This is a genomic window from Streptomyces speibonae (assembly GCF_984686075.1).
The window spans coordinates 4108435-4135122 of the sequence record NZ_OZ480260.1 but is presented as its reverse complement, the minus strand read 5'-3'; the positions used below and the strand labels follow the sequence as shown (position 1 = coordinate 4135122).

At 71.7% G+C, this 26688-nt stretch carries 24 protein-coding genes and 1 tRNA gene; 11 read left to right on the top strand and 14 right to left on the bottom strand.

The features are described 5' to 3' along the window. The first annotated feature begins 7 nt into the window (after nt 1-7). On the top strand, nt 8-772 hold the full coding sequence (locus tag AC5L3C_RS18650) for a class E sortase (protein ID WP_240661235.1): 765 nt from the start codon (nt 8-10) through the stop codon (nt 770-772). A gap of 123 nt (nt 773-895) precedes the next feature. On the opposite strand, the gene pknB is transcribed toward AC5L3C_RS18650, so the two are convergent. The 6 genes from pknB to AC5L3C_RS18620 all read right to left on the bottom strand — a co-directional run bounded on the left by pknB (nt 896) and on the right by AC5L3C_RS18620 (nt 9080). Continuing rightward, nucleotides 896-2920 (bottom strand): Stk1 family PASTA domain-containing Ser/Thr kinase, encoded by a 2025-nt coding sequence (pknB, locus tag AC5L3C_RS18645; RefSeq protein ID WP_493649977.1) that lies wholly within the window; start codon nt 2918-2920, stop codon nt 896-898. 169 nt (nt 2921-3089) lie between these two features. After that, a complete protein-coding gene (locus AC5L3C_RS18640; RefSeq protein WP_493649976.1) occupies nt 3090-4565 on the bottom strand; it encodes a peptidoglycan D,D-transpeptidase FtsI family protein in 1476 nt (491 codons plus the stop codon). Beyond that, the gene (locus AC5L3C_RS18635; RefSeq protein WP_493649975.1) at nt 4562-6010 is read right to left on the bottom strand and encodes an FtsW/RodA/SpoVE family cell cycle protein; all 1449 of its coding nucleotides are present in this window, start codon (nt 6008-6010) and stop codon (nt 4562-4564) included. Before AC5L3C_RS18635 ends, AC5L3C_RS18640 begins: the two co-directional genes overlap by 4 nt. Nucleotides 6011-6037: 27 nt before the next feature. Beyond that, on the bottom strand, nt 6038-7621 hold the full coding sequence (locus tag AC5L3C_RS18630) for a Stp1/IreP family PP2C-type Ser/Thr phosphatase (protein ID WP_493649974.1): 1584 nt from the start codon (nt 7619-7621) through the stop codon (nt 6038-6040). 84 nt (nt 7622-7705) lie between these two features. Then, a complete protein-coding gene (locus AC5L3C_RS18625; RefSeq protein WP_125505316.1) occupies nt 7706-8212 on the bottom strand; it encodes an FHA domain-containing protein FhaB/FipA in 507 nt (168 codons plus the stop codon). A 10-nt stretch (nt 8213-8222) separates the two neighbouring features. Further along, nucleotides 8223-9080, bottom strand: a complete 858-nt coding sequence (locus AC5L3C_RS18620) for an FHA domain-containing protein (RefSeq protein ID WP_125505315.1) — start codon at nt 9078-9080, stop codon at nt 8223-8225. A 500-nt stretch (nt 9081-9580) separates the two neighbouring features. Between AC5L3C_RS18620 and AC5L3C_RS18615 the strand changes: the two genes are divergently transcribed. Then, a tRNA-Leu gene (locus AC5L3C_RS18615) sits at nt 9581-9664 on the top strand. A 212-nt stretch (nt 9665-9876) separates the two neighbouring features. On the opposite strand, the gene AC5L3C_RS18610 is transcribed toward AC5L3C_RS18615, so the two are convergent. Both AC5L3C_RS18610 and AC5L3C_RS18605 read right to left on the bottom strand, forming a co-directional pair. Then, entirely contained in the window at nt 9877-10836 is a 960-nt protein-coding gene (locus tag AC5L3C_RS18610; RefSeq protein ID WP_493649973.1) for an NAD-dependent epimerase/dehydratase family protein, read from the bottom strand. Next, entirely contained in the window at nt 10833-11822 is a 990-nt protein-coding gene (locus tag AC5L3C_RS18605; RefSeq protein WP_493649972.1) for a ScbA/BarX family gamma-butyrolactone biosynthesis protein, read from the bottom strand. Before AC5L3C_RS18605 ends, AC5L3C_RS18610 begins: the two co-directional genes overlap by 4 nt. 209 nt (nt 11823-12031) lie before the next feature. On the opposite strand from AC5L3C_RS18605, the gene AC5L3C_RS18600 reads away from it, so the two are divergent. The 4 genes from AC5L3C_RS18600 (at nt 12032) to AC5L3C_RS18585 (ending at nt 15767) form a co-directional block, all read left to right on the top strand. Continuing rightward, nucleotides 12032-12700, top strand: coding sequence for a ScbR family autoregulator-binding transcription factor (locus AC5L3C_RS18600; RefSeq protein ID WP_493649971.1), 669 nt, complete (start codon nt 12032-12034; stop codon nt 12698-12700). Nucleotides 12701-12960: 260 nt separating this feature from the next. Continuing rightward, nucleotides 12961-14430, top strand: a complete 1470-nt coding sequence (locus AC5L3C_RS18595) for a DUF2252 domain-containing protein (protein WP_493649970.1) — start codon at nt 12961-12963, stop codon at nt 14428-14430. Nucleotides 14431-14543: 113 nt separating this feature from the next. Then, complete coding sequence (locus AC5L3C_RS18590; RefSeq protein ID WP_125505310.1) at nt 14544-15383, top strand: J domain-containing protein; 840 nt, start codon at nt 14544-14546, stop codon at nt 15381-15383. A gap of 54 nt (nt 15384-15437) precedes the next feature. Next, on the top strand, nt 15438-15767 hold the full coding sequence (locus AC5L3C_RS18585; RefSeq protein WP_125510223.1) for a rhodanese-like domain-containing protein: 330 nt from the start codon (nt 15438-15440) through the stop codon (nt 15765-15767). Between the two features lie 24 nt (nt 15768-15791). Here the strand turns inward: AC5L3C_RS18585 and paaE are convergent, their stop codons facing one another. From paaE to paaA, 5 genes are all read right to left on the bottom strand, one after another. After that, entirely contained in the window at nt 15792-16850 is a 1059-nt protein-coding gene (gene paaE, locus AC5L3C_RS18580) for a 1,2-phenylacetyl-CoA epoxidase subunit PaaE (protein WP_125505309.1), read from the bottom strand. Next, nucleotides 16850-17392 (bottom strand): 1,2-phenylacetyl-CoA epoxidase subunit PaaD, encoded by a 543-nt coding sequence (gene paaD, locus AC5L3C_RS18575; protein ID WP_125505308.1) that lies wholly within the window; start codon nt 17390-17392, stop codon nt 16850-16852. The genes paaE and paaD overlap by 1 nt, the downstream gene beginning before the upstream one ends. Next, the gene (gene paaC / locus AC5L3C_RS18570; protein ID WP_240661485.1) at nt 17386-18054 is read right to left on the bottom strand and encodes a 1,2-phenylacetyl-CoA epoxidase subunit PaaC; all 669 of its coding nucleotides are present in this window, start codon (nt 18052-18054) and stop codon (nt 17386-17388) included. Before paaC ends, paaD begins: the two co-directional genes overlap by 7 nt. 86 nt (nt 18055-18140) lie before the next feature. Continuing rightward, on the bottom strand, nt 18141-18428 hold the full coding sequence (paaB, locus tag AC5L3C_RS18565; RefSeq protein WP_093764322.1) for a 1,2-phenylacetyl-CoA epoxidase subunit PaaB: 288 nt from the start codon (nt 18426-18428) through the stop codon (nt 18141-18143). Further along, nucleotides 18425-19435 carry a 1,2-phenylacetyl-CoA epoxidase subunit PaaA gene (gene paaA / locus AC5L3C_RS18560; RefSeq protein ID WP_493649969.1) on the bottom strand — a complete coding sequence of 337 codons (1011 nt, stop codon included), beginning with the start codon at nt 19433-19435 and terminating at the stop codon, nt 18425-18427. The genes paaB and paaA overlap by 4 nt, the downstream gene beginning before the upstream one ends. Nucleotides 19436-19751: 316 nt before the next feature. Between paaA and AC5L3C_RS18555 the strand changes: the two genes are divergently transcribed. From AC5L3C_RS18555 to AC5L3C_RS18545, 3 genes are read left to right on the top strand one after another with little or no spacing between them, the layout of a single operon-like run. Beyond that, on the top strand, nt 19752-20645 hold the full coding sequence (locus tag AC5L3C_RS18555) for a DUF5819 family protein (RefSeq protein ID WP_493649968.1): 894 nt from the start codon (nt 19752-19754) through the stop codon (nt 20643-20645). Continuing rightward, nucleotides 20642-21889 carry an HTTM domain-containing protein gene (locus AC5L3C_RS18550; RefSeq protein ID WP_493649967.1) on the top strand — a complete coding sequence of 416 codons (1248 nt, stop codon included), beginning with the start codon at nt 20642-20644 and terminating at the stop codon, nt 21887-21889. The genes AC5L3C_RS18555 and AC5L3C_RS18550 overlap by 4 nt, the downstream gene beginning before the upstream one ends. 9 nt (nt 21890-21898) lie before the next feature. Further along, a complete protein-coding gene (locus AC5L3C_RS18545; RefSeq protein WP_493649966.1) occupies nt 21899-22684 on the top strand; it encodes a TrmH family RNA methyltransferase in 786 nt (261 codons plus the stop codon). Between the two features lie 6 nt (nt 22685-22690). Here AC5L3C_RS18545 and paaN read toward each other — a convergent pair whose 3' ends face one another. Continuing rightward, complete coding sequence (gene paaN, locus AC5L3C_RS18540; RefSeq protein WP_125505303.1) at nt 22691-24382, bottom strand: phenylacetic acid degradation protein PaaN; 1692 nt, start codon at nt 24380-24382, stop codon at nt 22691-22693. A gap of 161 nt (nt 24383-24543) precedes the next feature. Between paaN and AC5L3C_RS18535 the strand changes: the two genes are divergently transcribed. Next, a complete protein-coding gene (locus AC5L3C_RS18535; protein WP_493649965.1) occupies nt 24544-26058 on the top strand; it encodes a 3-hydroxyacyl-CoA dehydrogenase in 1515 nt (504 codons plus the stop codon). Next, complete coding sequence (locus AC5L3C_RS18530; RefSeq protein ID WP_493649964.1) at nt 26055-26645, top strand: TetR/AcrR family transcriptional regulator; 591 nt, start codon at nt 26055-26057, stop codon at nt 26643-26645. The genes AC5L3C_RS18535 and AC5L3C_RS18530 overlap by 4 nt, the downstream gene beginning before the upstream one ends. Nucleotides 26646-26688 lie beyond the last annotated feature (43 nt).

Genomic DNA, 26688 nt, shown 5'->3' with positions numbered 1-26688 from the left:
AGGAAACGTGGCAGCGACCGCCGACGACACCGCACAGCACTCCGACCCGCCCGCATCCGCGCCGGCGCGCCGCCGCCGCCCGGGGCCGGTGGCGATGGTGGTCAGCTTCTTCGGGGAACTCCTCATCACCGCGGGCCTGGTGATGGGGCTGTTCGTCGTCTACTCGCTGTGGTGGACCAACGTCGTCGCGGACCGCGAGGCGGACAAGCAGGCGGACAAGGTCCGCGACGCCTGGGAGCAGGAGTCGGACGGGGGCGGCAGCAGCGGCGGTCCCGCCTCCTACGACAGCAAGAACGGCATCGGCTTCCTGCACGTGCCCGCGATGACCGGGGACGAGATCCTCGTCGAGAAGGGCACCTCGATGAAGGTCCTCAACGACGGGGTCGCCGGCTACTACACCGACCCCGTGAAGGCCACGCTGCCCACCTCCGGCAAGAAGGGCAACTTCTCCCTGGCGGCGCACCGGGACGGCCACGGCGCGAAGTTCCACAACATCCACAAGGTCGAGAAGGGCGATCCGATCGTCTTCGAGACGAAGGACACCTGGTACGTCTACAAGACCTTCGCGACCCTGCCCGAGACCTCGAAGTACAACGTCGGCGTCCTCAAGGGGATCCCGGAGGAGTCCGGCAGGAAGAAGGCCGGTCACTACATCACGCTGACCACCTGCACGCCGGTGTACACCAGCAAGTACCGCTACATCGTCTGGGGCGAACTCGTCCGCACGGAGAAGGTCGACCAGGACCGGACCCCGCCGGCGGAACTGCGCTGAGGTCCCGGGGGACGCCCCCGCGCATACAAGGGGACGCGCCCGCGCATACAAGGAGCCCCGGCCCTCTCGGTGGAGGGCCGGGGCTCCTGTCGTGCGGGGCGGGGGAAGGTCCCCTCGTGCGGGTCAGTCCTCGTTGCCGCCGGTGAGGCCGCCGAAGAAGTTGCTGTTGTCGCCGCCGCCTCCGCCGCCGCCTCCGTTGCCGCCCAGGGTGGTCAGCGTGATCTGCGTGGCCGCCGGGTTGTCCACCTCGGTGCCGGGCTGCGGGTTCTGCTGGACCACCAGGGAGTTGTCGTTCCCGGCACCCGGGCCCGCGACCTGGATGTTGGTGAAGCCCTGCTGCTGCAGTTCCTGCCGGGCCTGGGCCAGCGTCCGGTTGCGGACCTCCGGCACCCGCACCTTCTGCTGCTCCTTGGCCTTGCCGACGACGATCTGGACCTGGGAGTTCTTGTCGACCTGGGTGTTCGCTCCCGGCGTGGTGCTGATGACCTTGCCGACCTGGTTCGGGTCGTCGGTCTCCTGCTCGGTGCAGTTGCCGGTGAGGTCGTTCGCCGTCATCTGCGCCTTGGCCTCGTCACAGGACTTGCCGAGGACGTCCGGAACCGTCGACTTGGCCTCTTCCTTGGCGACGGTGAGGGTGACGGTGGTGCCCTTCTCCACCTCTTCGCCCAGGCCCGGGTCCTGTTCGAGGACCGTGCCCGGCTCCTGGGCGTCCACCTTCTCCTCGACCTCGACGACGAACTCGTACTTGTCGCCCTCGAGCTCGGCCTTGGCGTCCTCGAGCTTGTCGCCGACGACGCTCGGCACCGCGACCTTCGGCGCGCCCGTGGAGACGACCAGGGCGACGGTGGAGTCCTTGTCGACCTTCGTGCCGGCCTCCGGGGCCTGCGAGCAGATCTTGCCCTTGCTCTGGTTCTCGCAGGGTTTCTCGTCGAAGCTGAGCTTCAAGTCGCTGTTGGCGGCGAGCTTTTCGGCGTCGGCTTTCGTCTCTCCGACGAAATTCGGGGCCGCGACGGTGTCGTTGCCCACACCGCCGCTGCCGCTGATGGCCCAGCGGCCGATCAGGATCGCGCCGATGAGGACCAGAACACCCGCCACGACCAGCAATATCGTGGAGGTGTTGTTCTTCTTCGGCGGGCGCCTGCGGCTCTGGCGTTCGTCGTAGCCGTAGCCGCCGTCGTCCGGGTTCATGGGCGGCAGCATCGAGGTGGCGGCGGCCCCGCCGGCGTCCGCGCGCAGCGCCTGGGTCGGCTGGTCGTCCGGGTAGCCGCCGTAGCCGACGGCGCCCAGGGCGGCGGTCGCCGCGACGGGCTGCCCGTCGAGGCACGCCTCGATGTCGGCGCGCATCTCGTCGGCCGACTGGTAGCGGTAGTCGGGGTCCTTGACCAGCGCCTTCAGCACGATCGCGTCCATCTCGGGCGTGATCTCGGGGTCGAAGACGCTCGGCGGCTGCGGTTCCTCCCGGACGTGCTGGTAGGCGACGGCGACCGGGGAGTCGCCCACGAAGGGCGGGCGGACGGTCAGCAGCTCGTACAGCAGACAGCCGGTGGAGTACAGGTCGGACCGCGCGTCGACCTGTTCGCCTTTGGCCTGTTCCGGCGAGAGGTACTGCGCGGTGCCGATGACGGCGGCGGTCTGGGTCATCGTCATGCCGGAGTCGCCCATCGCGCGGGCGATGCCGAAGTCCATGACCTTGACCTGGCCGTTGCGCGTCAGCATGACGTTGGCGGGCTTGATGTCACGGTGGACGATGCCGGCCCGGTGGGAGTACTCCAGCGCCTGGAGGATGCCGATGGTCATCTCCAGCGTCCGCTCCGGCAGCAGCTTGCGGCCGCTGTGCAGGAGCTCACGGAGCGTGGAGCCGTCGACGTACTCCATGACGATGTACGGGATGGAGACCCCGTCGATGTAGTCCTCGCCCGTGTCGTAGACCGCGACGATCGCGGGATGGTTGAGCGAGGCGGCCGACTGGGCCTCCCGGCGGAACCGGGCCTGGAAGGACGGGTCGCGCGCGAGGTCGGCGCGCAGCGTCTTCACTGCCACGGTGCGGCCGAGGCGGGTGTCGTGGGCGAGGTAGACCTCCGCCATTCCACCGCGACCGAGCACCTGGCCCAGTTCGTACCGGCCGCCGAGGCGACGCGGCTCTTCCATAGCTACCTACCAGCCCTCTCCGTCGGTCCCGGGCGGCACACGCGTGCCGCCGGAGGCTGCCGTCCGGGCCTACCGTACCCGGCTCGCTTTGTGTGACCTGGCCAAGTGCGTCAGCCGATACAGGACCGGTACCGCAACGTGCACCGATGTGAAGCAGACGTGATCGGCGTCACTGCTTGCTGTTGATGACCGCCTCCATCACGCTCTTGGCGATCGGTGCCGCGAGACCGCCACCGGAGATGTCACCGCGCACGGCGTCCTCGTCCTCGAGCACGACCGCGACCGCCACGGGCGAGTTGCCGTCGTCGCCCTTGGCGTAGGAGATGAACCACGCGTAGGGGTTCTTGCTGTTGTTCTCACCGTGCTGGGCGGTGCCCGTCTTGCCGCCGACCGTGATGCCGGGGATCTGCGCGTTGCTGCCGGTGCCGTCGTTGACGACGGTCTCCATCATCGACTGCAGGATCTGGGCGTTCTTCGCCGACATCGGCTCGCTCAGCTCCTCCGGGTCCGTCTTCTCGATGGTGTCGAGGCCGGGGGACTGGAGCTCGTCGACCATGTAGGGCTTCATCAGCGTGCCGTTGTTGGCGACGGCGGCGGAGACCATGGCCATCTGCAGCGGGGTGGCGGCGGTGTTGAACTGGCCGATGGAGGAGAGCGCCACCTGCGAGGGCTCCATGTCCTCGGAGAACACGGAGGCGCTGGTGCGGACCGGGGTGAACTGCTCCTCGGTGAAGCCGAACTTCTTGGCCGTCTCCAGCATCTTGTCGTTGCCGAGGTCGGAGCCGACCTTGCCGAAGACGGTGTTGCAGGACACCCGCAGCGCCTCGCGCAGGGTGGCGTCCTCGCAGGGCAGGTTGCCGTCGTTCTTCAGCTCGGTCGTGGTGCCGGGCATGACCCACGGCAGCGGGGTCTCGGTCTTCTGGTCCGCGTCGTCGACCAGCCCGTGCTCCAGCGCGGCGGCCGCGGTGACGACCTTGAAGGTCGAGCCGGGCGGGTAGACCTCGCGCAGCGCCCGGTTGAGCATCGGGTCGTCGGGGTTGTTCTTCTTCTGCAGCTTCTGCCAGTTCTTGGTGTCCGTGTCGAGGCTGTTGCCGGCGATCGTGGACGGGTCGTACGACGGGAAGGAGGCCAGCGCGAGAATCTTGCCGGTGGACGGTTCCAGGGCGACGACCGAGCCCTTGCCGCCCTGCTTCTTCAGGCCCTCGTAGGCGGCCTTCTGGGCGGCGCCGTTGAGGGTGGTGACGACGTTGCCGCCCTCCTTGTTCTTGCCCGTCAGCATGTCGAGCGTGTTGCGGAAGAACAGGCGGTCGTCGTTGCCGGTGAGGATGCCGTCCTCGATGGCCTCCAGCTGGTTGGCGCCGAAGGCCTGGGAGACGTAACCGGTGACGGGCGCCCACATGGCGCCGTCCTTGTAGGTGCGCTTGTAGGCGAAGTCGCCCTTGGTGGCCTTGTGCCCGGTGATGGGCTCGCCGTCGACGATGATGTCGCCGCGCGGCGAGGCGTACCGCTCGATGGCGACACGGCGGTTCTTCTCGTCGGTCCGCAGCTTGTCGGCCTGGGCGTACTGGATCCAGTTGTTGCGGACGAGGAGAGCGAGCATGAGCAGGCCGCAGAAGATCGCGACCCGGCGCAGGGGCTTGTTCACGGGCGGACCACCTGGGTCATCTCGGCGTCGGGGTTGGCGGCGGGAGCGGGCGCCGGGCGGCGGGCGGTGTCGCTGATTCTGAGCAGGATGCCGATCAGCGCCCAGTTGGCGATGACGGAGGAACCTCCGTACGCGAGGAAGGGCATCGTCATACCGGTCAGCGGGATGAGGCCCATCACACCGCCGGCGACGACGAAGACCTGCAGCGCGAAGGCGCCGGACAGGCCGATGGCGAGCAGCTTGCCGAACGGGTCGCGGGCGGCGAGGGCGGTCCGCACGCCGCGCTCCACGATCAGTCCGTAGAGCAGGATCAGGGCCATGACGCCGGCCAGGCCGATCTCCTCGCCGAAGGTGGCGAGGATGAAGTCGGAGTTGGCGGCGAAGCCGATGAGGTCGGAGTTGCCCTGCCCCCAGCCGGTGCCCATGGTGCCGCCGGAGCCGAAGGCCCACAGGGCCTGCATGGCCTGCTCGGAGTGGACGACGCCGTCCTGGACCCCGGCGCGGCTGAGCTCGAACTCGCGCATGGGATCGAGCCAGGCCTGCACACGCGTCTGGATGTGCGGCTCGAAGCTCGCCACGCCGACGGCGCCGGCCGCGGACATCAGCAGACCGAACACGATCCAGCTGGTCCGCTCGGTGGCGACGTACAGCATGATCACGAACATGCCGAAGAACAGCAGCGAGGTACCGAGGTCGGTCTCGAAGACCAGGATCAGGATGGAGATGATCCAGACGACGATGATCGGACCGAGGTCACGGCCGCGGGGCAGGTAGAGCCCCATGAAGCGGCGGCTGGCCAGGGCCAGGGCGTCGCGCTTGACCATGAGGTATCCGGCGAAGAAGACCGCGAGGACGATTTTGGCGAACTCGCCCGGCTGCAGGGTGCCGAGACCCGGGATCTTGATCCAGATCCTGGCGCCGAAGACGTTGTGGCCGAGGCCCGGAACGAGCGGCAGCAGCAGCAGTACCAGCGCGCCCGCCATGGAGATGTAGGTGTAGCGCTGCAGGACGCGGTGGTCCTTGAGGAAGAACAGCACGGCCACGAACAGGGCGACCCCGAGCGCCGAGTACATCAGCTGCCGCGGTGCCGCCTCGACGAACGTCCGGCTCGCCTGGAGGCGGTCGGACTGGTCCAGGCGCCAGATGGCGACCAGCCCGATGCCGTTCAGCAGCGTCGCGAGCGGCAGCAGCAGCGGGTCCGCGTACGGCGCGAGCTTGCGTACGGCGAGATGGCCGAGGCCCGCCATGATGCCGAGTCCGATGCCGTAGCTCAGCAGCCCGGCCGGCACCTGGCCGTCGAGGGCCAGGCCCACGTTGGCGTAGGCGAAGACCGGGATGACGACGGCGAACAGCAGAAGCGCCAGCTCGGTGTTGCGGCGGCTGGGTGCGCCGATCGCGCCGATCGTGGACGTGTGGTGCGTCGACGGGTTCGTAGTACTGCTCATCGTGTGACAGGGCCTCTCACGGCTTGCCTACTGCTTACCGCACAGCGAGACGACCTTCTGCTCTTCCTCCGAGAGGCTGGGGCCGGGGCTGGAAGTGGGTGCGGTCGTGGACGGGGGCGTGGACTCCGGGGCCTTCGACGAGTCCGAGGGATCCGGCGTCGGCGACTCCTTGGACGTGAAGGAGGCGGGCGTGGTTCCCGTGGTGCCTCCGGCCTCGCCCTCACCGGTCTTCGCGTTCTTCTCGCTCTCGGCCGTACGCCGCTCGGCCTGCTTCTTGCACGCCGAGGCCTGAACCGACAGTTCCTCGATCTTCTCCCGCGCGCCGTACAGGTCGCCTTCGACGATGGTCGCCTCGACCAGCTTGCGCTGGTAGGGCGGCAGGTACTTGAGTTCGATCTCGGGGTGGTCCTTCTCGACCTTCGAGAGCGAGACCCAGGCGAGGTCCTGGTTGATGCCCCGGTACAGCGCGACGTGTTCGCCCTTGGTGCCGACGTAGTACTGGGTCTGGGTCCAGCGCCAGCCGCCGTACAGGCCGCCGCCGACGACGGCGAGCGCGAGCAGGCTGTACACGGACCGCTTGAGCCACCTGCGGTTCTTGGCGGGTTTGACGAAGTCGTCGTCGCCGTAGGAGAGGCCGTCGGTGGGGACGAAGCCGGTGACGTCGCCGCTGCCGGGCGGGCCGAACTCGCCGCCGCCCTGGGAGCGCCGGCGGCCGAGGCCGGAGGCGCGGCCGGCCGGGGTCTGCATGATGCCGTTGTCGTGCAGCTGGTTCTGGTTCTCGGCGACGGCGCCCACCACGACCGGGGTGTCGGACAGCTGCCCGGCGAGGGTGTCCCCGGTGTCGAGGTCGAGCACGTCGGCGACGATCACCGTGATGTTGTCGGGCCCGCCGCCGCGCAGCGCCAGCTCGATCAGGTTCTGGACCGTCTCCTCGGGGCCCTGGTAGCTGGCCAGGGCCTCTTCGAGGGTCTGGTGGGAGACCACGCCGGACAGGCCGTCGGAGCAGATCAGGTAGCGGTCGCCGGCCCGGACCTCGCGGATGGAGAGGTCGGGTTCGACGTGCTCGCCGCTGCCCAGGGCCCGCATCAGCAGGGACCGCTGCGGGTGGGTGGTGGCCTCCTCCTCGGTGATCCGGCCCTCGTCGACCAGACGCTGCACCCAGGTGTGGTCCTGGGTGATCTGGGTGAGGACGCCGTCGCGCAGGAGGTAGGCGCGGGAGTCGCCGACGTGCACCATGCCGAGGCGCTGACCGGTCCACAGCAGGGCGGTCAGGGTGGTGCCCATGCCCTCGAGCTGGGGGTCCTCCTCGACCATCATGCGCAGCTGGTCGTTGGCCCGCTGGACGGCCGTGCCGAGAGAGGTGAGCACGTCGGAGCCGGGTACGTCGTCGTCGAGGGCGACGATGGTGGAGATCGCCTCGGAGGAGGCGACCTCGCCGGCGGCGGCGCCGCCCATGCCGTCGGCGATCGCGAGCAGGCGGGGGCCGGCATAACCGGAGTCCTCGTTGCCCTCCCGGATCATGCCCTTGTGCGATCCGGCGGCGAAGCGCAGGGACAGACTCATGCGCACCTCGCCCGTCGGCTCCGGGTACAGCCGGTCGTGTCGAGCCACACTGCCCACCCTCCGGTCGGGAGCGCGCCGGGACCCTGGGTGGGGACCCCCACTGCGTGCTCGCTCCGCTCGCTCATTGTCGTACTACTTCCGCAGCTCGATGACGGTCTTGCCGATGCGGATCGGGGCTCCCAGCGAAATCGGCGTGGGGGTCGTCAGCCGGGTCCGGTCCAGGTACGTGCCGTTGGTGGAGCCCAGGTCCTCGACGATCCACTGGCCGTCGCGGTCCGGGTAGATCCTGGCATGGCGGCTGGAGGCGTAGTCGTCGTCCAGCACGATGGTGCTGTCGTGTGCCCGGCCCAGGGTGATGGTCTGCCCCTGGAGGGCGACGGTGGTGCCCGTGAGGGTGCCCTCGGTCACAACCAGCTTGGTGGGGGTGTTGCGGCCGCGGCGGCCGCCGGTCTGCTGGCGCTGCGGGGGCGGTGCCTGGCGGGCGGGCTGCTGTGCCCGGCCGGACTCCCGCCGGGAACCGCGCTGGGTGACGCGGGTTCCGAACAGATCACTTCGGATGACCTGCACGGCCACGATCACGAACAGCCACAGTACGGCCAGGAACCCCAGCCGCATGACCGTGAGGGTCAGCTCTGACATTGCCCCCGCTTCACCCTTCGGCTTGCCTATAGATAACGGTGGTGCTGCCCACGACGATCCGCGAGCCGTCGCGGAGCGTAGCGCGGGTGGTGTGCTGTCCGTCCACCACGATGCCGTTGGTGGATCCGAGATCCTGGATCGTCGAGGGCGTTCCGGTCCGGATCTCGCAGTGCCGGCGGGAGACGCCGGGGTCGTCGATCCGCACGTCGGCGTCGGTGCTGCGGCCCATCACCAGGGTGGCGCGGGAGATCTGGTGGCGGGTGCCGTTGATCTCGATCCAGTAGCGGGTGCGTCCGACTGGGGCGGCCGGGGGCCGGTGGCCGCCCGCGGGCTGCGGGTAACCGTAGCCGCCGCCGGGACGGCCGGGGGGCGGCGCGGCGGGCATGGGCGGGGCACCCGCGGGGGCGGCCGGCGGGTAGCCGTAGCCGCCGCCGGGACGGCCGGCCGGCGGGGCGGCCACGGGGCCGCCGCCGGCTCCGGGGGCCTGGCTGGCGGAGGAGGCGAGGGTGCGGCTGCGTACCCGGTACAGGCCGGTGTCGAGGTCGTCCGCCTTCTCCAGGTGCACCTTGATGGGGCCCATGAAGGTGTAGCGCTGCTGCTTGGCGTAATCGCGCACCATGCCGGCGAGCTCGTCGCCGAGCTGGCCGGAGTACGGGCTCAGCCGCTCGAAGTCCGGGGTGCTCAGCTCGACGATGAAGTCGTTGGGCACGACGGTGCGGTCGCGGTTCCAGATGGTGGCGTTGTTGTCGCACTCCCGCTGGAGTGCTCCCGCGATCTCCACGGGCTGAACCTCGGACTTGAACACCTTGGCGAAGGTGCCGTTGACCAGACCTTCGAGACGCTGCTCGAACTTCTTCAGGACTCCCATGGGGCACCTCCTCCGTCGCCGTTGTCCTGTGTACTGCCCCGTGCACGGTTCCGTGCACCGCTTACCTGGTACTGCTTACTGATCGTATCCACGCGCCGCTCGATCGGCTGGTTCCCCCTGTCCGCCCGGCCGACGGTGTCGACTCGCTGTCGAGGTGCCCTTCGCGGTCCCTCCTTCGGGCTCCTCGTACCGTGCTCGTGCGCGCCGTTCCGCCATGGATCGTAGAGGGGGACGCGGACCAGTGTCCCGCACCCGGCTGTGGACTCCGTCCTGCTCCTGGGGAGACGGGGACGACCGGTACGAGGTTGATACGTGAAGCAGTCGTGGTCGTTGCACGACGCTCCGGCGGGGACGTGACCGCGACCGGTGGTGGGACGTCATGGCCGGTGGGGCCGGTGCCGGGAAAAGGGATGTGAATCCATCCCGACCAGCGTGCTAATGTTCTGGTGTCGGAAGGCGCACCCCCCCCGGGGGGGCGAGAGCACGAAGACACACCCAATGCGCGGGTGGCGGAATAGGCAGACGCGCTGGATTCAGGTTCCAGTGCCCGCAAGGGCGTGGGGGTTCAACTCCCCCCTCGCGCACACCGTCGAACGGGCGGCATCCTTCGGATGCCGCCCGTTTCGCATGCCCGGGGGCGGTGCGGGGCGGAATTCCGTGTGAGGAACATCTCATGATCATTTCAGTCCGCGGGGCGGTGTGTGGCCTGTTCGCGGGGGTGTAACGGGTCGTCCGCCCGGTTTTCTGGGTCGGCCGGTTTCGGGGCCTCGGGAGAAATTAAACCGACTAACCGGTTTTATTTGTCGGTGACGTGCTGCCGGTACCAGCGCGCCGATCGGCCGAAGGCCGCGGCGAAACCCTCGCCCGGTGTGCAGTCCAGGTCTTTCCAGAAGGCGTCGTCCGTGAACCAGTGGTCCGCGGCGAGCATGTCGAGGTGATGCAGTGCCCACGGGGAAGCGGCGGCTCGTGCGCGGGCGGTGGGCAGGTCCAGCGGCGTGCCGTCGCCGGGGTGCTCCACCTGCTCGTACACGGCCGTGAGCAGCTCGGCGGCGGGTACGGGGTCCGGGTGGGCGACGTAGTGCGTGCCGGGTCCGTGGTGCGGTGACAGGGCGGCGGCCAGCACCGCCCGGCCCAGGGTGCCGACGTCGATCACCGAGTGGAGCGCCCCGCAGCCGGTGAGGGGCGCGGACAGCTCGCGCAGCAGGCCGACGAGCCCGGGGATCACCCAGCGGTCGCCCTCACCGTGGACCAGATGCGGGCGCAGGACGAGTCCGCCCGCGGCGAGCACATGGCGTTCCGCCGCCGCGCGGGAGCGGCTGGTGGCGGAGGCGGGAGCGATCGGTGCCTCGCCGGGCCGCACGCCTCGGAAGGGGCCGCGGCCGTGGACGGCGGCGGTGCTCACGTACACGATGCGGCGCACCCCGCTCCGTACGGCTTCCTCCACCAGGGCCTTCGTGCCCAGGTCGTTGACCGCCGCGACGGCCTCCGGGTCGCCGCTCACGCGGGAGGCGCAGTGGACGAGGACGTCGACGCCGTCGCAACTGCCGGGCAGCGTGCGGGGGTCGGCGAGGTCACCGGGCACGGTCGTGGTTCCCGGCGGCGTCGTGCCGCCGGGCGCGGTCGGGGTGGGCGGCTCCCCGCGCGGTGCGCGGCGGGACAGGGTGCGGACGCGGACGCCGGGATGCTCCCGGGCCGCCGCGGCGACCCGGCTGCCGATGAAGCCGGTCGCGCCGGTGAGCAGGAGACCGGCGGTCACGGGAACGCCCGTACCGGCGCGGCGGGGGCGCGGGTGAGCGTGGCCGTGAAGACGGATTCGCCCTCCTGCCGTCCCGCCACCCGGACCGTCACCTCGCCCTCGTCCTTCTCCAGGACTTCCGTGTCGATCCAGCAGGGGCTGTCCAGTTCCGCGTAGCGGCTGAAGGAGACGGACAGCGCGGACGGCAGGAAGGGCCGCCGGCCCGACGCCGCGGTCGCGGCCTGGCGTGCGGCCTCGAACAGGACCATGCCGGGGACGTGGTCGTTGGGGCGGCAGAAGAGCACCGGGTGCGTGGTGTCGACGCGCAGGAGCCAGGTGCCGGGCCGGTCGGCGGGGGCGAGGACGACGTCCTCCGCGCGGTGACGTCCCACCCTCACGGGCGGAACCGGTGCCGGCAGCGGTATTCGCGCCCCCTGGGCGGCCAGTTGGCGCGCCCGCAGGCGGCGGTAGGCGGCCGGTGAGGTGCAGCCCGTGCTGCCGGTGCCGCGGGCGACGAGCCGGCCCGCGCGGTGGAACTCCATGGTGGTGCGCATGCTGTTCAGGCCGCGGCCGCAGCGGCGCACCTCGGAGCACACGACGTCGACGGTGACCGGCTCGGCCGCCTCGGCGAGCAGCAACGCGGCGGGATCGGTGGAGACCTCCAGGTCGCGCATGACGAAATGGGTGTCGGCGGGGGCGTCGAACTCGGCGTGGGCGAGGGTCATCGCGATCTGGCGCAACGTTTCGCCGACGATCATCGGATCGTGGTGGCGGTCGTCGACGGGGCCGAAGAAACTGTGCTCGGCCGGCCAGCGCGCGGTGACGAGGAACCGGTCGTGTGGGAACCGCACCCATTCCTTCGGGAAGACGTCCGCCGTACAGGGACGGTGGGCGAGCTCCGGTGTGACGAGGGAGCGGGCGGGGGCGGTGCCCGCGGTGTTTGCGGGCGGGCCCTGCTCTCCGGTCTGATCCTCCCTGGGTGCGCTCGATGAATCCGGCTGCAGCATGAGGAACCCCCGGGATCGGCAATCTGGCTCCGGTCGGTTTCGCACTAAGATACGGACGAGACGGTTTTTTTCCAAGGGTGATCCACATCGCCGGATTCCAGCCCGAGCGCGACGGACGGACCGCACGGCGGCTGCACGCCGACGGCACGGTGACCGCACGGTGCGACCCATGAGACCCACGAGGATCCACGCAGATCAGGAGGCACCCGATGGCGCGACAGGAGCGCGCGATCCGCACGCGGCGGACCATTCTGGAGGCGGCGGCGGCCGTTTTCGACGAACGCGGCTACACCTCGGCGACCATCGGGGAGATCCTGGAGCGGGCCGGGGTCACCAAGGGTGCGCTCTACTTCCACTTCGGTTCCAAGGAGGAGCTGGCCCTCGGGGTGTTCGAGGAGCAGCTGGCGATCTCCCTGCCGCCCCAGTCCGCCAAGCTGCAGGAGCTGGTCGACTCCGGTCTCGTGCTGGCGCTGCGGCTGCGGACCGAGCCACTGGTGCGGGCGAGCGTCGGGCTGGCGCTGGACCAGGGGGCGCTGGGGCTGGACCGGACACCGGCGTTCGGCATGTGGATCGACCAGACCACCCGGACGCTGGCCGAGGCCAAGGCGGGCGGTGAACTGCTGCCCCACGTCGATGTGACGGAGACGGCGGAGCTGCTGGTCGGCAGCTTCTCGGGGGTGCAGCTGCTGTCCCAGCTGCGCTGTCAGCGGCAGGATCTGGAGCACCGGGTCGTCGTGCTGTTCCACCACATGCTCCCGGGCATCGCGGTGCCCGCGGTGCTGGCCCGCCTGGACATCTCGCCCGGCCGCGCGGGGCGGCTGCTCGCCGAGGGGCAGAGCCTGCCGGTGGCGGTGGAGGACGTGGCGGAGGCGGGGTAGGCGGGCGAGTCGCGCGGCGGGCCGGGCGCCACCAGGACGAGTCGCGCGGCGGGCCGGGCGCCACCAGGACGAGTCGCGCGGCGGGCCGGGCGCCACCAGGACGAGTCGCGCGGCGGGCCGGGCGCCACTCGGGCGGCCTGGTTGTCCACAGGCTGTGGGTTGTCCACAGGGCCTGACGCCTTTCGGTCACCGGTTGTACGGTCGGCACGATCACTGTCGAGCGTGTGTACGTCAGGTACAGGGGACGGGGGCGGTCGAGGATGACCGAGTTCAACGCCGGGACGGCCGGGGCCCACGGCGCGGCCGGGGCGCCGCGGACCGGAGGGACGGGTGCCGCGGGCCAGGGGCGGCGGCTGCCGCGCGTGCCGGGGTTCGCGGAGTGGCCCGCAGCGGGCACGCCCAAGGCGGAGGGCAAGGCCCTGCGCCGTCGGCTGCCGCGCAGCGCGCACAGCACCCTCCACCTGGCCGCTTCCCGCCCCGACGCCGTGAGCGCCGTCGAGGAGTCCGGCCGCGGCCGGCTGCCCGAGCTCACCCCGATCCGGGTCGGCAGGATGGCGGCCACACCGTTCGCGTTCCTGCGCGGCTCGGCCGGCCTGATGGCGTACGACCTGGCGCGCACCCCCATGACGGGCATCGGCGCCCAGATCTGCGGCGACGCCCACGCGGCGAACTTCGGCCTCTACGGTGACGCGCGCGGCGGCCTCGTCATCGACCTCAACGACTTCGACGAGACCGTCCACGGTCCCTGGGAGTGGGACCTCAAGCGGCTCGCCGCCTCGCTGGTGCTGGCCGGGCGGGAGGCCGGCGCGGACGAGGACATCTGCCGCGCGGCCGCCCACGACGCCGTCGGCGCCTACCGCCGCACCATGCGACTGCTCTCCAAGCTGCCGGCCCTGGACGCCTGGAACGCCATCGCGGACGAGGAACTGGTCTCCCACACCGACGCCCACGACCTGGTGGGCACCTTGCAGCGGGTCTCGGAGAAGGCCCGCGCGAACACCAGCGGCCGGTTCGCGGCCAAGTCGACCGAGCGGACCGAGGACGGCGGGCGCCGCTTCATCGACGCGCCCCCGGTGCTGCGCCGAATACCGGACGCCGAGGCCGCGCTGGTGGCCTCCTCCCTGGAGGAGTACCTCGGCACGCTCCCGCCGGACCGTCATCCGCTGCTCGCCCGCCACGCGGTGCACGACGTGGCGTTCCGCGTCGTCGGCACCGGCAGTGTGGGCACCCGCTCCTACGTCGTGCTGCTCCTCGACCACCGGGGCGCGCCCCTGGTGCTCCAGGTGAAGGAGGCCCGCCCCTCGGCGCTGGTGCCGCACCTGCCGGTGGCAGGCTTCGACGTCCCCGACGCCGGGCACGAGGGCAGGCGCGTGGTGCACGGGCAGAAGCGCATGCAGGTCGTCAGCGACGGCCTGCTCGGCTGGACGACGGTCGACGGCCGCCCCTTCCAGGTGCGCCAGTTCCGCAACCGCAAGGGCAGCGTGGACCCGGCGGCGCTGGCCGCCGACCAGGTCGACGACTACGCCCGGATGACCGGTGCCCTGCTGGCCCGGGCCCACTCGCACAGCGCCGACCCCCGCCTGATCGCCGGCTACTGCGGCAAGAACGACGAGCTGGACGAGGCGGTGGCCGCGTTCGCCGTCGCCTACGCCGACCGCACGGAGGCGGACCACACGGACCTGGTGAGGGCGGTGCGCTCGGGCCGCATCGCGGCGGAGACGGGGGTCTGAGCGTCCGCCCCGGGGCGGAACGCGGGCGTCGGGGGCGGGACAGTGCGCCGCAGTACGTCGCGGGAGCGGGGCACGGGACGCGTGGGCCCCGACGGGTGCCCTACGCTGTCCGGGTGACGACCTCGGAAGGTGAGCAGGGTGACGGCGGCGCCGGCGCGGAGCGGACGCCCGACGGTGGTGCGGAGCGGCCCGAGGACCGGCTGGAACAGGCCGTGCGGGCGGCCGAGCAGGCGCTGATCGAGTTCGAGATCGCCGTGGAGACCTTCCGCGTCGAGGTCGAGAACTTCTCCCGGCTGCACGAACAGAAGCTCGGCCCCATGTACGCCCGTCTCGAGGAGCTCGACGCCCGGATCCTGGAGGCCAAGGCCGCCCGCAGCGACGATCCCGAGGACCGGTGGCGGGCCGACGAGGCGCGTGCCCGGCTCATGCCGATCCCCGGGGTCGAGGAGCTGATGAACGGGTGGATGGACGGGGACGGCCTGTTCCCGGAGGCCACCGCCATGCTCACGGACCAGCCGGTGCGGCCCCCGCAGCGGGTGCGGCCCAGCGAGGGGGCCCGCAAGCTCTACCGCGAGCTGGCCCGCAAGGCCCACCCGGACCTGGCCCAGGAGGACAAGGAGCGGGCCCGCCGCGAGGAGTTCATCACCCGGGTCAACGCCGCATACGCCCGCGGCAGCGAGGACGAGCTGCGGGAACTGGCCGAGGAGTGGGCCGCCGGACCGGAGCTGAAGCGCGTCCCCAGCGCGGCCGAGGAGCTCTACGCCCGCCTCGAATGGCTCTCCCGGCGCAAGGAACTGCTCACGCTCGTCGCCAGGGAACTCGAGGAGAGCGCCATCGGCTCCATGCTCCGCCTCGCCCCCGACGACCCCGACGCGCTGCTCGAGGAGATCGCCGGGCAGCTGAAGGCCCAGGTGGCCGAGCGCGAGGCCGAGCTTCAGGCCCTGCGGAGCTGAGGCGGCGCGCACGCCCGGTCGGGTAGCGTCGGAGACATGAATTTCGGAGCTGGTGTGCCCACGGTCCAGGTCGCGGACCTCAAGGACGGCGACTTCCTGCTGGATGTCCGTGAGGACGACGAGTGGAAGGCCGGCCACGCCGAAGGGGCGCTGCACATCCCCGTCAGCGAGTTCGTGGCCCGCTACGGCGAGCTGACCGAGGCCGCCCCGCAGGACGGCCGGATCCATGTGATCTGCCGGTCCGGCGGACGGTCGGCGCAGGTCACCATGTACTTGGCCCAGCAGGGCATCGACGCGGTCAATGTGGACGGCGGCATGCAGCTGTGGGAGGCCGCCGGCCGTCCCGTCGTGACCGACGACGGACAGCCGGGGCACGTCCTGTAGCCGGCCACCTCCTGGAGCCGTTCGCTACCGGTCGAAGTCCAGCTCCACCGTCTCCGTGACCGGATGCGACTGGCAGGCCAGGACATAGCCCGCCCCGGTCTCCTCCGGCTCCAGCGCGAAGTTGCGGTCCATCCGCACCTCGCCCGAGACCAGGAAGGCGCGGCAGGTGCCGCACACCCCGCCCTTGCAGGCGTAGGGCGCGTCGGGCCGGTTGCGCAGCACGGTGTCCAGCAGGGACTCCCCGGACCGCACGGGCCAGGTGCCGCCGCGTCCGTCGAGCCGGGCGGTGACCGTGCTGTGCGCCGGCGCGGACGCCGTGACGGCGGGCGCCGTACCGGCGTCGACATGGAAGATCTCCTCGTGGATACGGGCACGGGGGACGCCCAGGCCGCGCAGCGCCCGCTCGGCGCTCTCGACCAGGCCGTACGGCCCGCACAGGAACCAGCCGTCGACCTGCTCCACGGGCAGCAGCGCCGGGAGCAGCCCGGTCAGCCGCTCGGAGTCCAGCCGCCCGGACGGCAGCCCCGCCTGCTGTTCCTCACGGGAGAGCACCGTCACCAGCTGGAACCGCTCGGGGTAGCGGTCCTTCAGGTCGGCGACCTCCTCCAGGAACATCGTCGAGGCCGTGGTGCGGTCGCTGCGGATCAGGCAGAACCGGGCGCGGGGCGCACGGGCCAGGAGCGTCGAGACGATCGACAGCACCGGGGTGATGCCGCTGCCGCCGACGATCGCCGCGTACCGGCCCGGGGCGGGCGGGAGCGTGAAGCGGCCGGCCGGGGTCATCACCTCCAGCTCGTCGCCGAGGTCGATCTCCTTGAGCGCGTAGGTGGAGAAGGCGCCGCCCTCGACCAGCCGCACCCCGACCCGCAGTGTGCTCGGTGCCTCGCCGTCGGGCGCGGGGGAGCAGATGGAGTAGGTGCGCCGAATCTCCCGGCCGTCGGCGGTGCGCCGCAGGGCCAGATGCTGGCCGGGTGCGTACCGGTACTCCTCGCGCAGGTGCGGGGGGACGTCGAGGGTGAGGGCGACGGAGTCGTCGGTGAGCCGGTCGACCGCGGCCACCCGGAGCCGGTGGAAGCGGGCCATCACAGCTCCTTGAAGTGGTCGAACGGTTCGCGGCAGGCCAGGCAGCGCCGCAGCGCCTTGCACGCGGTGGACGAGAAGCGGCTGAGCAGTTCGGTCTCGGTGGAGCCGCAGTGCGGGCAGGGCACGGGCGCCGGTTCGTCCTCGGTGGGCGGTGTCCCGCGGGTGCGGGTCGTTCCGAGCTCCACCGGGACCGGCCCCGAGGAGGTCCGCGCGCGCGGCGGGGCGATGCCGTACTCCCGCAGTTTGCGGCGTCCTTCCTCCGTGATGTCGTCGGTCGTCCAGGCGGGGGCGAGCACGGTGCGCACGGTGACCTCGCGCACGCCGTGCTCGCGCAGGATCCGCTCTATGTCCAGGCTCATCGCCTCGAGGGCAGGACAGCCGGTGTACGTCGGGGTCAGCTCGACCTCGACGGTGTCCGTCCCGCGGGCGTGCACCGCGCGGACGACGCCCAGCTCGCGCAGGGTCAGCACCGGCAGTTCGGGGTCGGGCACCGAACCGGCGAGTTCCAGCAGCTCCGCCTCCAGGGGGGTGACGGTCACCATGACGCCCCCGGGTGGCTGCGGTGCAGGTGCTGCATCTCGGCGAGCATCCGGCCGAAGGGCTCGGTGTGCAGGCCCTGCCGGCCCGCGCCCGCCGTCCACGCTCCCGTGCGCGGGCCGTCGGGCACCGCGAGCGTGGCCCGGCGCAGTACCTGAGTGGTCCATTCCAGCCAGGCCGTCTCCAGGCCGGTCCAGTCGACGTCGACGCCCTCGACCGGCTGGAACATCTCGCCGGTGTAGCGCCACAGGGCGTCCACGGCCCGCTGCATCCGTGTGTGGCTCTCCTCGGTGCCGTCGCCGAGTCGCAGGGTCCACTGCTCGGCGTGGTCGCGGTGGTAGTCGACCTCCTTGACGGCCTTGGCCGCCAGCGGCGCGAAGGGCCCGTCTCCGGCGGCCAGTTCCGCGTACAGCCGGTACTGGTGGGCGGAGAAGAACAGCTGACGGGCGATGGTGTGGGCGAAGTCGCCGTTGGGCTGCTCCACCAGTTGCAGGTTGCGGAAGGCGCGCTCCTCGCGGAGGAAGGCCAGTTCGTCCTCGTCACCGGCCATCGACAGCAGCACCCGGGCCTGGCCGAGCAGGTCCAGTGCGATGTTGGCGAGGGCGACCTCCTCCTCCAGCACGGGCGCGTTGCCGGCCCACTCGCCCAGGCGGTGGGAGAGCACCAGGGCGTCGTCACCGAGGGCGAGCGCGGCCGCCGTGACGGCGGTGTCCCCGGTGGTGTCCTCGGGGAGGTCCCTGGCGGATGGCGTCGTCACAGGTGCTGCACCCCCTCGGGGATCTCGTAGAACGTCGGGTGCCGGTAGGGCTTGTCGGCGGCCGGTTCGAAGAACGGGTCCTTCTCGTCGGGCGAGGAGGCGGTGATCGCGGAGGACGGCACGACCCAGATCGAGACGCCTTCGCCGCGCCGGGTGTACAGATCCCGGGCGTTGCGCAGGGCGAGCTCCGCGTCCGGCGCGTGCAGGCTGCCGGCGTGGGTGTGGGACAGGCCCCGGCGCGAGCGCACGAAGACCTCCCACAGGGGCCAGTCGGTGTGGGTCATGCTCGCGTCGCTCCTGTCTCGCCGGTGTGGTGCCTGGCCGCGTGGGCCGCTGCCGCCTCCCTGACCCAGGCGCCCTCTTCGTGAGCCGTCCTGCGCCTGTTCAGCCGCTCTTCGTTGCACGGGCCGTTGCCCTTGAGGACCTCCCAGAACTCCGACCAGTCGATCGCGCCGAAGTCGTGGTGCCCGCGCTCCTCGTTCCACTTCAGGTCCGGGTCGGGCAGGGTGAGGCCGAGGGAGGCGGCCTGGGGGACGCAGATGTCGACGAAACGCTGGCGCAGCTCGTCGTTGGAGTGCCGCTTGATCTTCCAGGCCATCGACTGCGCCGAGTGCTGGGACTCGTCGTCGGGCGGGCCGAACATCATCAGCGACGGCCACCACCAGCGGTTCACCGCGTCCTGCGCCATCGCGTGCTGCTCCGGGGTGCCGTTGCTGAGGGCGAGCAGCAGCTCGTAGCCCTGGCGCTGGTGGAAGGACTCCTCCTTGCAGATGCGGACCATGGCGCGCGCATACGGCCCGTAGGAGCAGCGGCACAGGGGGACCTGGTTGGTGATGGCCGCGCCGTCCACGAGCCAGCCGATGGCGCCGACGTCCGCCCAGGTGAGGGTGGGGTAGTTGAAAATCGAGGAGTACTTCTGGCGGCCGGAGTGCAGCTTGTCGAGGAGCTCCTCGCGGCTGGTGCCGAGCGTTTCGGCGGCGCTGTAGAGATACAGGCCGTGCCCGGCCTCGTCCTGCACCTTGGCCATGAGGATGGCCTTGCGGCGCAGGGAGGGCGCGCGGGTGATCCAGTTGGCCTCCGGCTGCATGCCGATGATCTCGGAGTGGGCGTGCTGCGCGATCTGCCGGACCAGTGTGGCCCGGTAGGCGTCCGGCATCCAGTCGCGCGGTTCGATCCGCTCGTCGGCCGCGACGGCCGCGTCGAAGGCGTGCTGGTGGGCGGCGGTGTCGTCCGCGGCCATGACGTCGTACGCCCGGCTGCCGGTCGTATCGCGGGCGGCTGCTGTCGCCATGAGGTCCCCCTCGACCTGGATGGTTCCCGGAGCACGCTCCCGACCGATCGTTCGGTTCGTGCGGTTCCATGGTCGGACGGGCGCCGCGAGGTGTCAACCGCTGTGGATAACCTGCGTGGACCGTCTGTGGACAACGGCGCTCGGTCCGGGGATGTGGTGACGGCCACGCAAGCGGGTCCCGAGAGGACTGTGCCCCGGCGGCCGGTGCTGAGTACCGTTCCGTGCGACGCGGCGGATCGGACGCGCGCGGCGGTACGGAGCCCTCGCGGAGGGGGCGGCAGCAGGGACGGACCGGGAATCGGTGGATCGGGGCGGGATGAACGCGCACGACAAGGGCTCCGACGCCCGGCACGGGACTGCCGGGCGGGACCTGCCGGACCCCCGCCCGGCCCCGCCCCACTCCCCCGGCACCGGTGGCGACACCGTTCCGGACAGCCGCCCGGGCCCTCACCCCGGCACCGGCTCGGCGGACACGGGCCCCCTGACGGACCGCTCCGCCGGCCTCCGTACCGGCGCCCCCTCCACGGACCCCGCCTCCGCGTCCGGCCCGCCCGCCGGCCTCCGTACCGGCGTGGCCGCGCTCTCTCTGCGCTATCAGATCGGCGCCGCGGCGGCCCTCGCGATCGTCGCCGTCGCGATCTGCGTGCACCTCGGCATGACGTTCCTGCACGTCGCGCCCTCGAACACGGTCAGCAAGCAGCACAGCGAGGCCATCGAGAACTGGATCTACCCGGAGTTCGAGCAGAACTGGAAGCTGTTCGCGCCGAACCCGCTGCAACAGAACATCGCCGTCCAGGTGCGCGCCGGCATCCGCACCGCGGACGGCGCGTCACGGACCACCGGCTGGTACGACCTGTCCGCCGAGGACGGCCGGGCCATCGACGGCAACCCGGCGCCCAGCCACACCCAGCAGAACGAACTGCGCCGGGCCTGGGACTTCTACGTGTCCACGCACGACGACGACAACCGCCCGGTGGGCCTGCGCGGGGCGCTGTCCGAGGCGTATCTGCGCCGGATCATGGTGATGCGGCTGGAGCGGGCGGGCGCCGCCGGCGAGGGCGGTGTCCTCGACCGGGTCCAGATCCGCTCCCGCACCAGCGACGTGCCCCCGCCGGACTGGAGCGAGGAGAAGGTCTCCACCGCGCCCGTGTACCGCACGCTGCCGTGGTGGCCGCTGCCCGAGGACGAGACCCGGGGAGGCATCGGGTGAACCGTCTCTCGCTGGGGCTCTCCCGGGTGATCGCCCGCGTCACCGACTCCGCGCTCGGCCCGTACCAGACGGCCGTGATGCGCATCGGCTTCGGCCTGACCTGGCTGCTGTTCCTGCTGCGCGAGTACCCCCACCGCCAGGAGCTGTACGGCCCCGACGGGCCGTGGGAGTGGGACCTCGCCGATCAGCTGGTCACGACGAACGACGCCTTCACCGTGCTGCTCTGGTCGGACAGCCAGGTGTGGTTCGAGGCGGTCTACGCGCTGGCCGTGCTGTGGAGCGTCCTGATGCTGCTGGGCTGGCGCACCCGCACCCTGTCGGTGCTGTTCATGGTGGGCGTGCTCGCACTGCAGAACCGCAGCGTCTTCATGGGGGACGGCGGCGACAACGTCCTGCATCTGATGGCGATCTACCTGGTGTTCACCCGCTGCGGTCTGGTCTGGTCGCTGGACGCGCGGCGGGCGCGCCGCGTGGCGGAGGCACGCGCGCGCGGGGAACGGCCGCGCGACCGGGTCGGCCCGGTCCTGTGGGGCGTGCTGGGCCTGCTGCTGGTGGCGGCCACGCTGGCGGGCCGGACGGACGGCGACTGGTTCGTACCGGCGCTGCTGTGGACGGTGTGGCTCGGTCAGGCGCTGTGGTGGGTGGTCGGGCGCCGCGCGAGGACGGGGCAGCCGCGGATCCTGCTGGACGTCGTGGCGAACATCGTGCACAACGGCGCCCTGCTCGTGATCATGGCGGAGGCCTGTCTGATCTACGCCACGGCCGGCTGGTACAAGGTGCAGGGCTCCCGCTGGCAGGACGGCACCGCGGTCCACTACCCGCTCCAGCTGGAGTACTTCTCCCCCTGGCCGGCTCTGGCGGACCTGCTGGCGGCCAGCGGCACCATGGTGATGCTGGTGACCTATGCGACCGTCGCCGTGCAGGTCGCCTTCCCGTTCACGCTGTTCAACCGGCGGCTCAAGAACGTCCTGCTGTCCTTCATGATCTTCGAGCACGCGGTGATCGCCGTCGTGCTCGGGCTGCCCTTCTTCTCCCTGGCGATGATCATCGCCGACGCGGTCTTCCTGCCGACGTCCTTCCTGCGCCGGCTGGGCGGCCTGGTGGCCCGCGCGGGTGGCCGGCTGCGCCCGCGCGGGGTCCGGGCGCGGGTCCCGGGCCCGCGGCCCCCGGCGGACGCTCCCGCCGGGGCTCCACCGGAGCCGGCCGCCCCGGCGCCGGGCGGGGCGCCGGGGCCGCGCACGTAGGCTGCGGGCATGAACGACCCCGCCCCCACCCCGGGCCCCGAGAACCAGGCCGGCCCCGTGTCCGCCTGGCGCCGGCTGGCCGAGGGCGCCGTCCTGCTCGACGGATTCCACGCCCTCAAGCACGCGGTGCGCTTCGGGGCCGAGGTGCGCATCGCGCTCGCCGCGGACCGGGGCGCGGCGCTGGCGCTCGCCGACGAACTGGCTCCGGACGTGCGGGAGACGCTGGTGGCGCTGCTGACCGAGGTGCCGCACGCGACGTACGCCTCGCTGGTGCCGCGCCCGCACCCCACCGCCGTGGCCGCCCTGGCCGTACGCCCCTCCCGCGCGGACCACCTCGCGCAGCTGGCGCACAGGCCGCGCACCGCACCCGTGGTGGTCCTGGACAACCCGCGCAACCTCGGCAACGCGGGGGCCGTGATCCGGCTGGCCGCCGGCTTCGGGGCGACCGGCGTGGTCACCACCGGCACCCTCGACCCCTGGCACCCCACGGTGGTGCGCGGCGGGGCGGGGCTGCACTTCGCCACCGCCGTGGAGCGGCTGACCGTCGCGGAGCTGCCGCCGGGGCCGGTCTTCGCGCTGGACCCGGAGGGCGAGGACATCCGCTCGCTGAAACTGCCGGACGACGCGCTGCTCGCGTTCGGCTCCGAGCGCAGCGGGCTGTCGCCCGAGCTGCGCGCGCGGGCCGACCACCTGGTGGCGCTGCCGATGCGCCCCCAGGTCTCCAGCTACAACCTCGCGACCAGTGCGGCCATGACGCTGTACCACTGGAGCGCCACCGGGGGCGCACCCGCCTGAGGCGGCTCAGGCCTGTCGGCGCACCTCGACCACCCGGAACCGGTTGGCCACGAACGCGCCGTCGCACAGGGCCGCGTTGGCCGCCGGGTTGCCGCCGGAGCCGTGGAAGTCGGAGAAGGCGGCCGTCTGGTTGACGTACACCCCGCCGGTGAGGTTCAGGGAGAGCTGGGCGGCCTCCTCCAGGCAGACCTCCTGGACGGTCCTCTCGACCTCCGGGGTGGTCGTGTAGGCGCCGACCGTCATGGCGCCCTTCTCGCGGATCGTGCGCCGCAGCAGCTCCGCCCCGTCGTCGGCCGAGTCCACGGCCACGGCGAAGGAGACCGGGCCGAAGCACTCGCTCATGTAGGCGGCCTCGGCGTCCGGCTTCGATCCGTCCAGCTTCACGATCACCGGTGTACGCACCACCGCGCCGGGGAACTCCGGGTTGGTGATCTCGCGGGAGGCCAGAGCGACCTCGCCGAGCCCGGCGGCGGCCTCCAGGCGGGCCTTGACGTCCGGGTTGACGATGGCGCCCAGCAGCGCGTTCGCGCGCGCGTCGTCACCGAGCAGGCCGTCCACGGCCTGGGCGAGGTCGGCGGTGACCTCGTCGAAGGACTTGGGGCCCTGGTCGGTGGTGATGCCGTCGCGGGGGATGATCAGGTTCTGCGGGGTGGTGCACATCTGGCCGCTGTACAGCGACAGGGAGAACGCCAGGTTGGCCAGCATCCCCTGGTAGTCGTCGGTGGACTCCACGAGCACCGAGTTGACGCCGGCCTTCTCGGTGTACACCTGTGCCTGGCGGGCGTTGTCCTCGAGCCAGTCGCCGAACTCGGTGGAGCCGGTGTAGTCGATGATCCGGATCTCCGGGCGGGTGGCCAGCGTCCTGGCGATGCCCTCGCCGGGCCGCTCGGCGGCCAGCGCCACCAGGTTCGGGTCGAATCCGGCCTCGGCGAGCACCTGGCGGGCGGCCTGGACGGTGAGCGCGAGCGGCAGCACCGCGCGGGGGTGCGGCTTGACCAGGACCGCGTTGCCGGTGGCGAGCGAGGCGAACAGGCCCGGGTAGCCGTTCCACGTCGGGAAGGTGTTGCAGCCGATGACCAGGCCGATGCCGCGCGGCACCGGGACGAACTGCTTGGTGAGCGCGAGCGGGTCGCGCTTGCCCTGCGGCTTGGTCCACTCGGCGGTGTCGGGCGTACGGATCTGCTCCACGTACGCGTAGGCCACGGCCTCCATGCCGCGGTCCTGGGCGTGCGGACCGCCGGCCTGGAAGGCCATCATGAAGCCCTGGCCGGAGGTGTGCATGACCGCCTGGGCGAACTCCATCGTCCGGTCGCTGATCCGCTTGAGGATCTCCAGGCAGACCACCGCGCGGGTCTCCGCTCCGGCGTCGCGCCAGGCCCGCATGCCGGCCTTCATGGCGGGCAGCAGCGCGTCGAGGTCCGCGTGCGGGTAGCTCACGCCCAGCTCGATGCCGTACGGGGAGGTCTCGCCGTCCACCCAGCCGTCCGTGCCCGGCTGGCCGAGGTCGAGGCGGGTGCCGAGCAGGGCGTCGAAGGCGGCCTTGCCCGCCGCCATGTCCAGGCTGCCGTTCTCCCCGTACGCCTTGGGGTGCTCGGGGTGGGGGGACCAGTACGCGCGCGTGCGGATCGCTTCCAGCGCCTGGTCCAGCGTGGGACGGTGCCGGGCGATCAGCTCGTGCGCGGTGAGTTCGGCGGCCATGCGGGACCAACTCCTCGTCTCAGGAACTCTTCGTCGAGCTCTTGGACCTGTGCGGAAACGTAGTCAGGAACGGGCGGTCAGAGTTAGAGTAACCGAACGATCGGTCGGGACAAGGGGGTCCGCCGCATCTGTGGACAACCGCGTGCGGGAGGATCGCGCCCATGACAGCACTCGACCTCAGCAGTCCCGTGGCCGTGGTCGGCACCGGCACCATGGGCCAGGGAATCGCCCAGGTCGCGCTGGTCGCGGGCCATCCCGTGCGGTTGTACGACACCGCCCCCGGCCGGGCCCGGCAGGCGGCCGACGCGATCGGCGCACGGCTCGACCGGCTGGTGGAGAAGGAGCGGCTGACCGCCGCCGAACGGGACGCGGCGCGCGCCCGTCTGCGCCCCGTCGAGGAGCTCACCGGACTCGCCGGCTGCTCCCTGGTCGTCGAGGCAATTCTGGAGCGTCTCGACGTCAAGCAGGAGCTGTTCCGCGCGCTGGAGGACGTCGTCCCGGACGACTGTCTGCTGGCCACCAACACCTCTTCCCTGTCGGTCACCGCGATCGGCGGAGCGCTGCGGCTCCCCGGCCGCTTCGTGGGCCTGCACTTCTTCAACCCCGCGCCGCTGCTGCCGCTCGTCGAGGTGGTCTCCGGGTTCGCCACCGACGTCACGTGCGCCACGCGCGCGTACGAGACGGCCCGGGCCTGGGGCAAGACGCCCGTGGCCTGCGCCGACACTCCCGGCTTCATCGTCAACCGGGTCGCCCGGCCCTTCTACGCCGAGGCCTTCGCGGTGTACGAGTCCCAGGGCGCCGACCCGGCCACCATCGACGCGGTGCTGCGCGAGTGCGGCGGCTTCCGGATGGGCGCCTTCGAGCTGACCGACCTCATCGGCCAGGACGTCAACGAGTCCGTCACCCGTTCCGTGTGGCAGTCCTTCTTCCAGGACGTGCGCTTCACCCCGTCACTCGCCCAGCGCCGTCTGGTGGAGTCCGGGCGCCTCGGCCGCAAGACCGGACGCGGCTGGTACGACCACGGTGAGGGCGCCGAGCGCCCCGGGCCGCACACCGCGGAGCCCGCGCGGCCGCCCGCGTACGTGGTCGCCGAGGGCGATCTGGGACCCGCGTCCGAGCTGCTCGCCATGATCCGCGAGGCGGGCATCGAGGTGCGCGAGGAGGACGAGGACAACGGCACCCGTCTGGTGCTGCCGGGCGGCGGCCAGCTGGTGCTCGCCGACGGGCAGACCTCCGTGGAGTTCCGCGACGTCGTGTACTTCGACCTCGCCCTCGACTACCGCAGGGCCACCCGCGTCGCCCTGTCGCACGCCTCGAACACCTCGCCCGTGACCGTCGCCGAGGCCACCGGACTGTTCCAGGCGCTCGGCAAGCACGTCAGCGTCATCGGGGACGTTCCCGGGATGATCGTCGCGCGGACGGTGGCCCGCATCATCGACCTCGCCGTCGACGCCGTCGCCAAGGGTGTCGCCACGGAGGACGACATCGACACCGCGATGCGCCTGGGCGTGAACTACCCGCTGGGCCCGCTGGAGTGGAGCCGCCGGCTCGGCGGCGGCTGGGCCTGCTCCGTGCTGGACAACCTGCACGAGTGCGACCCGTCCGGCCGCTACGCGCCGTCCCTCGCCCTGTACCGCCATGCCTACGCCTCGGACCTGCGGGAGGGCTCCGCATGACCACCGCCAAGCGCGACACGTACACCCCGGAGACGCTGCTGGACGTCGCCGTGCGGGTGTTCAACGAACGCGGCTACGACGGCACCTCCATGGAGCACCTCTCCAAGGCCGCCGGCATCTCCAAGTCGTCGATCTACCACCACGTGGCGGGCAAGGAGGAACTGCTGCGCCGCGCGGTGAGCCGCGCCCTGGACGGGCTCTTCGGCATCCTCGACGAGGAGCGGGCGGGCACCGGGCGCGCGGCCGAGCGGCTGGAGTACGTCGTGCGGCGCATGGTCGAGGTGCTCATCGCCGAGCTGCCGTATGTGACGCTGCTGCTGCGGGTGCGCGGCAACACCGCGACCGAGCGGTGGGCGCTGGAGCGGCGGCGCGAGTTCGACCGCCGGGTGGCCGAGCTGCTGAAGGCCGCGGCGGCCGACGGCGACGTGCGTGAGGACATAGAGGTGCGCCTGGTGACCCGGCTGGTCTTCGGCATGATCAACTCGATCGTGGAGTGGTACCGGCCGGACGGGCGCGGCATGAACGAGCGCGAGGTGGCCGACGCGGTGGCGCAGCTGGCCTTCGGAGGGCTGCGCAGGGCCGGCTGACACCGTCGTGCGGGAACCGGGGGCTCGCGCCGGCCGGCCGGGA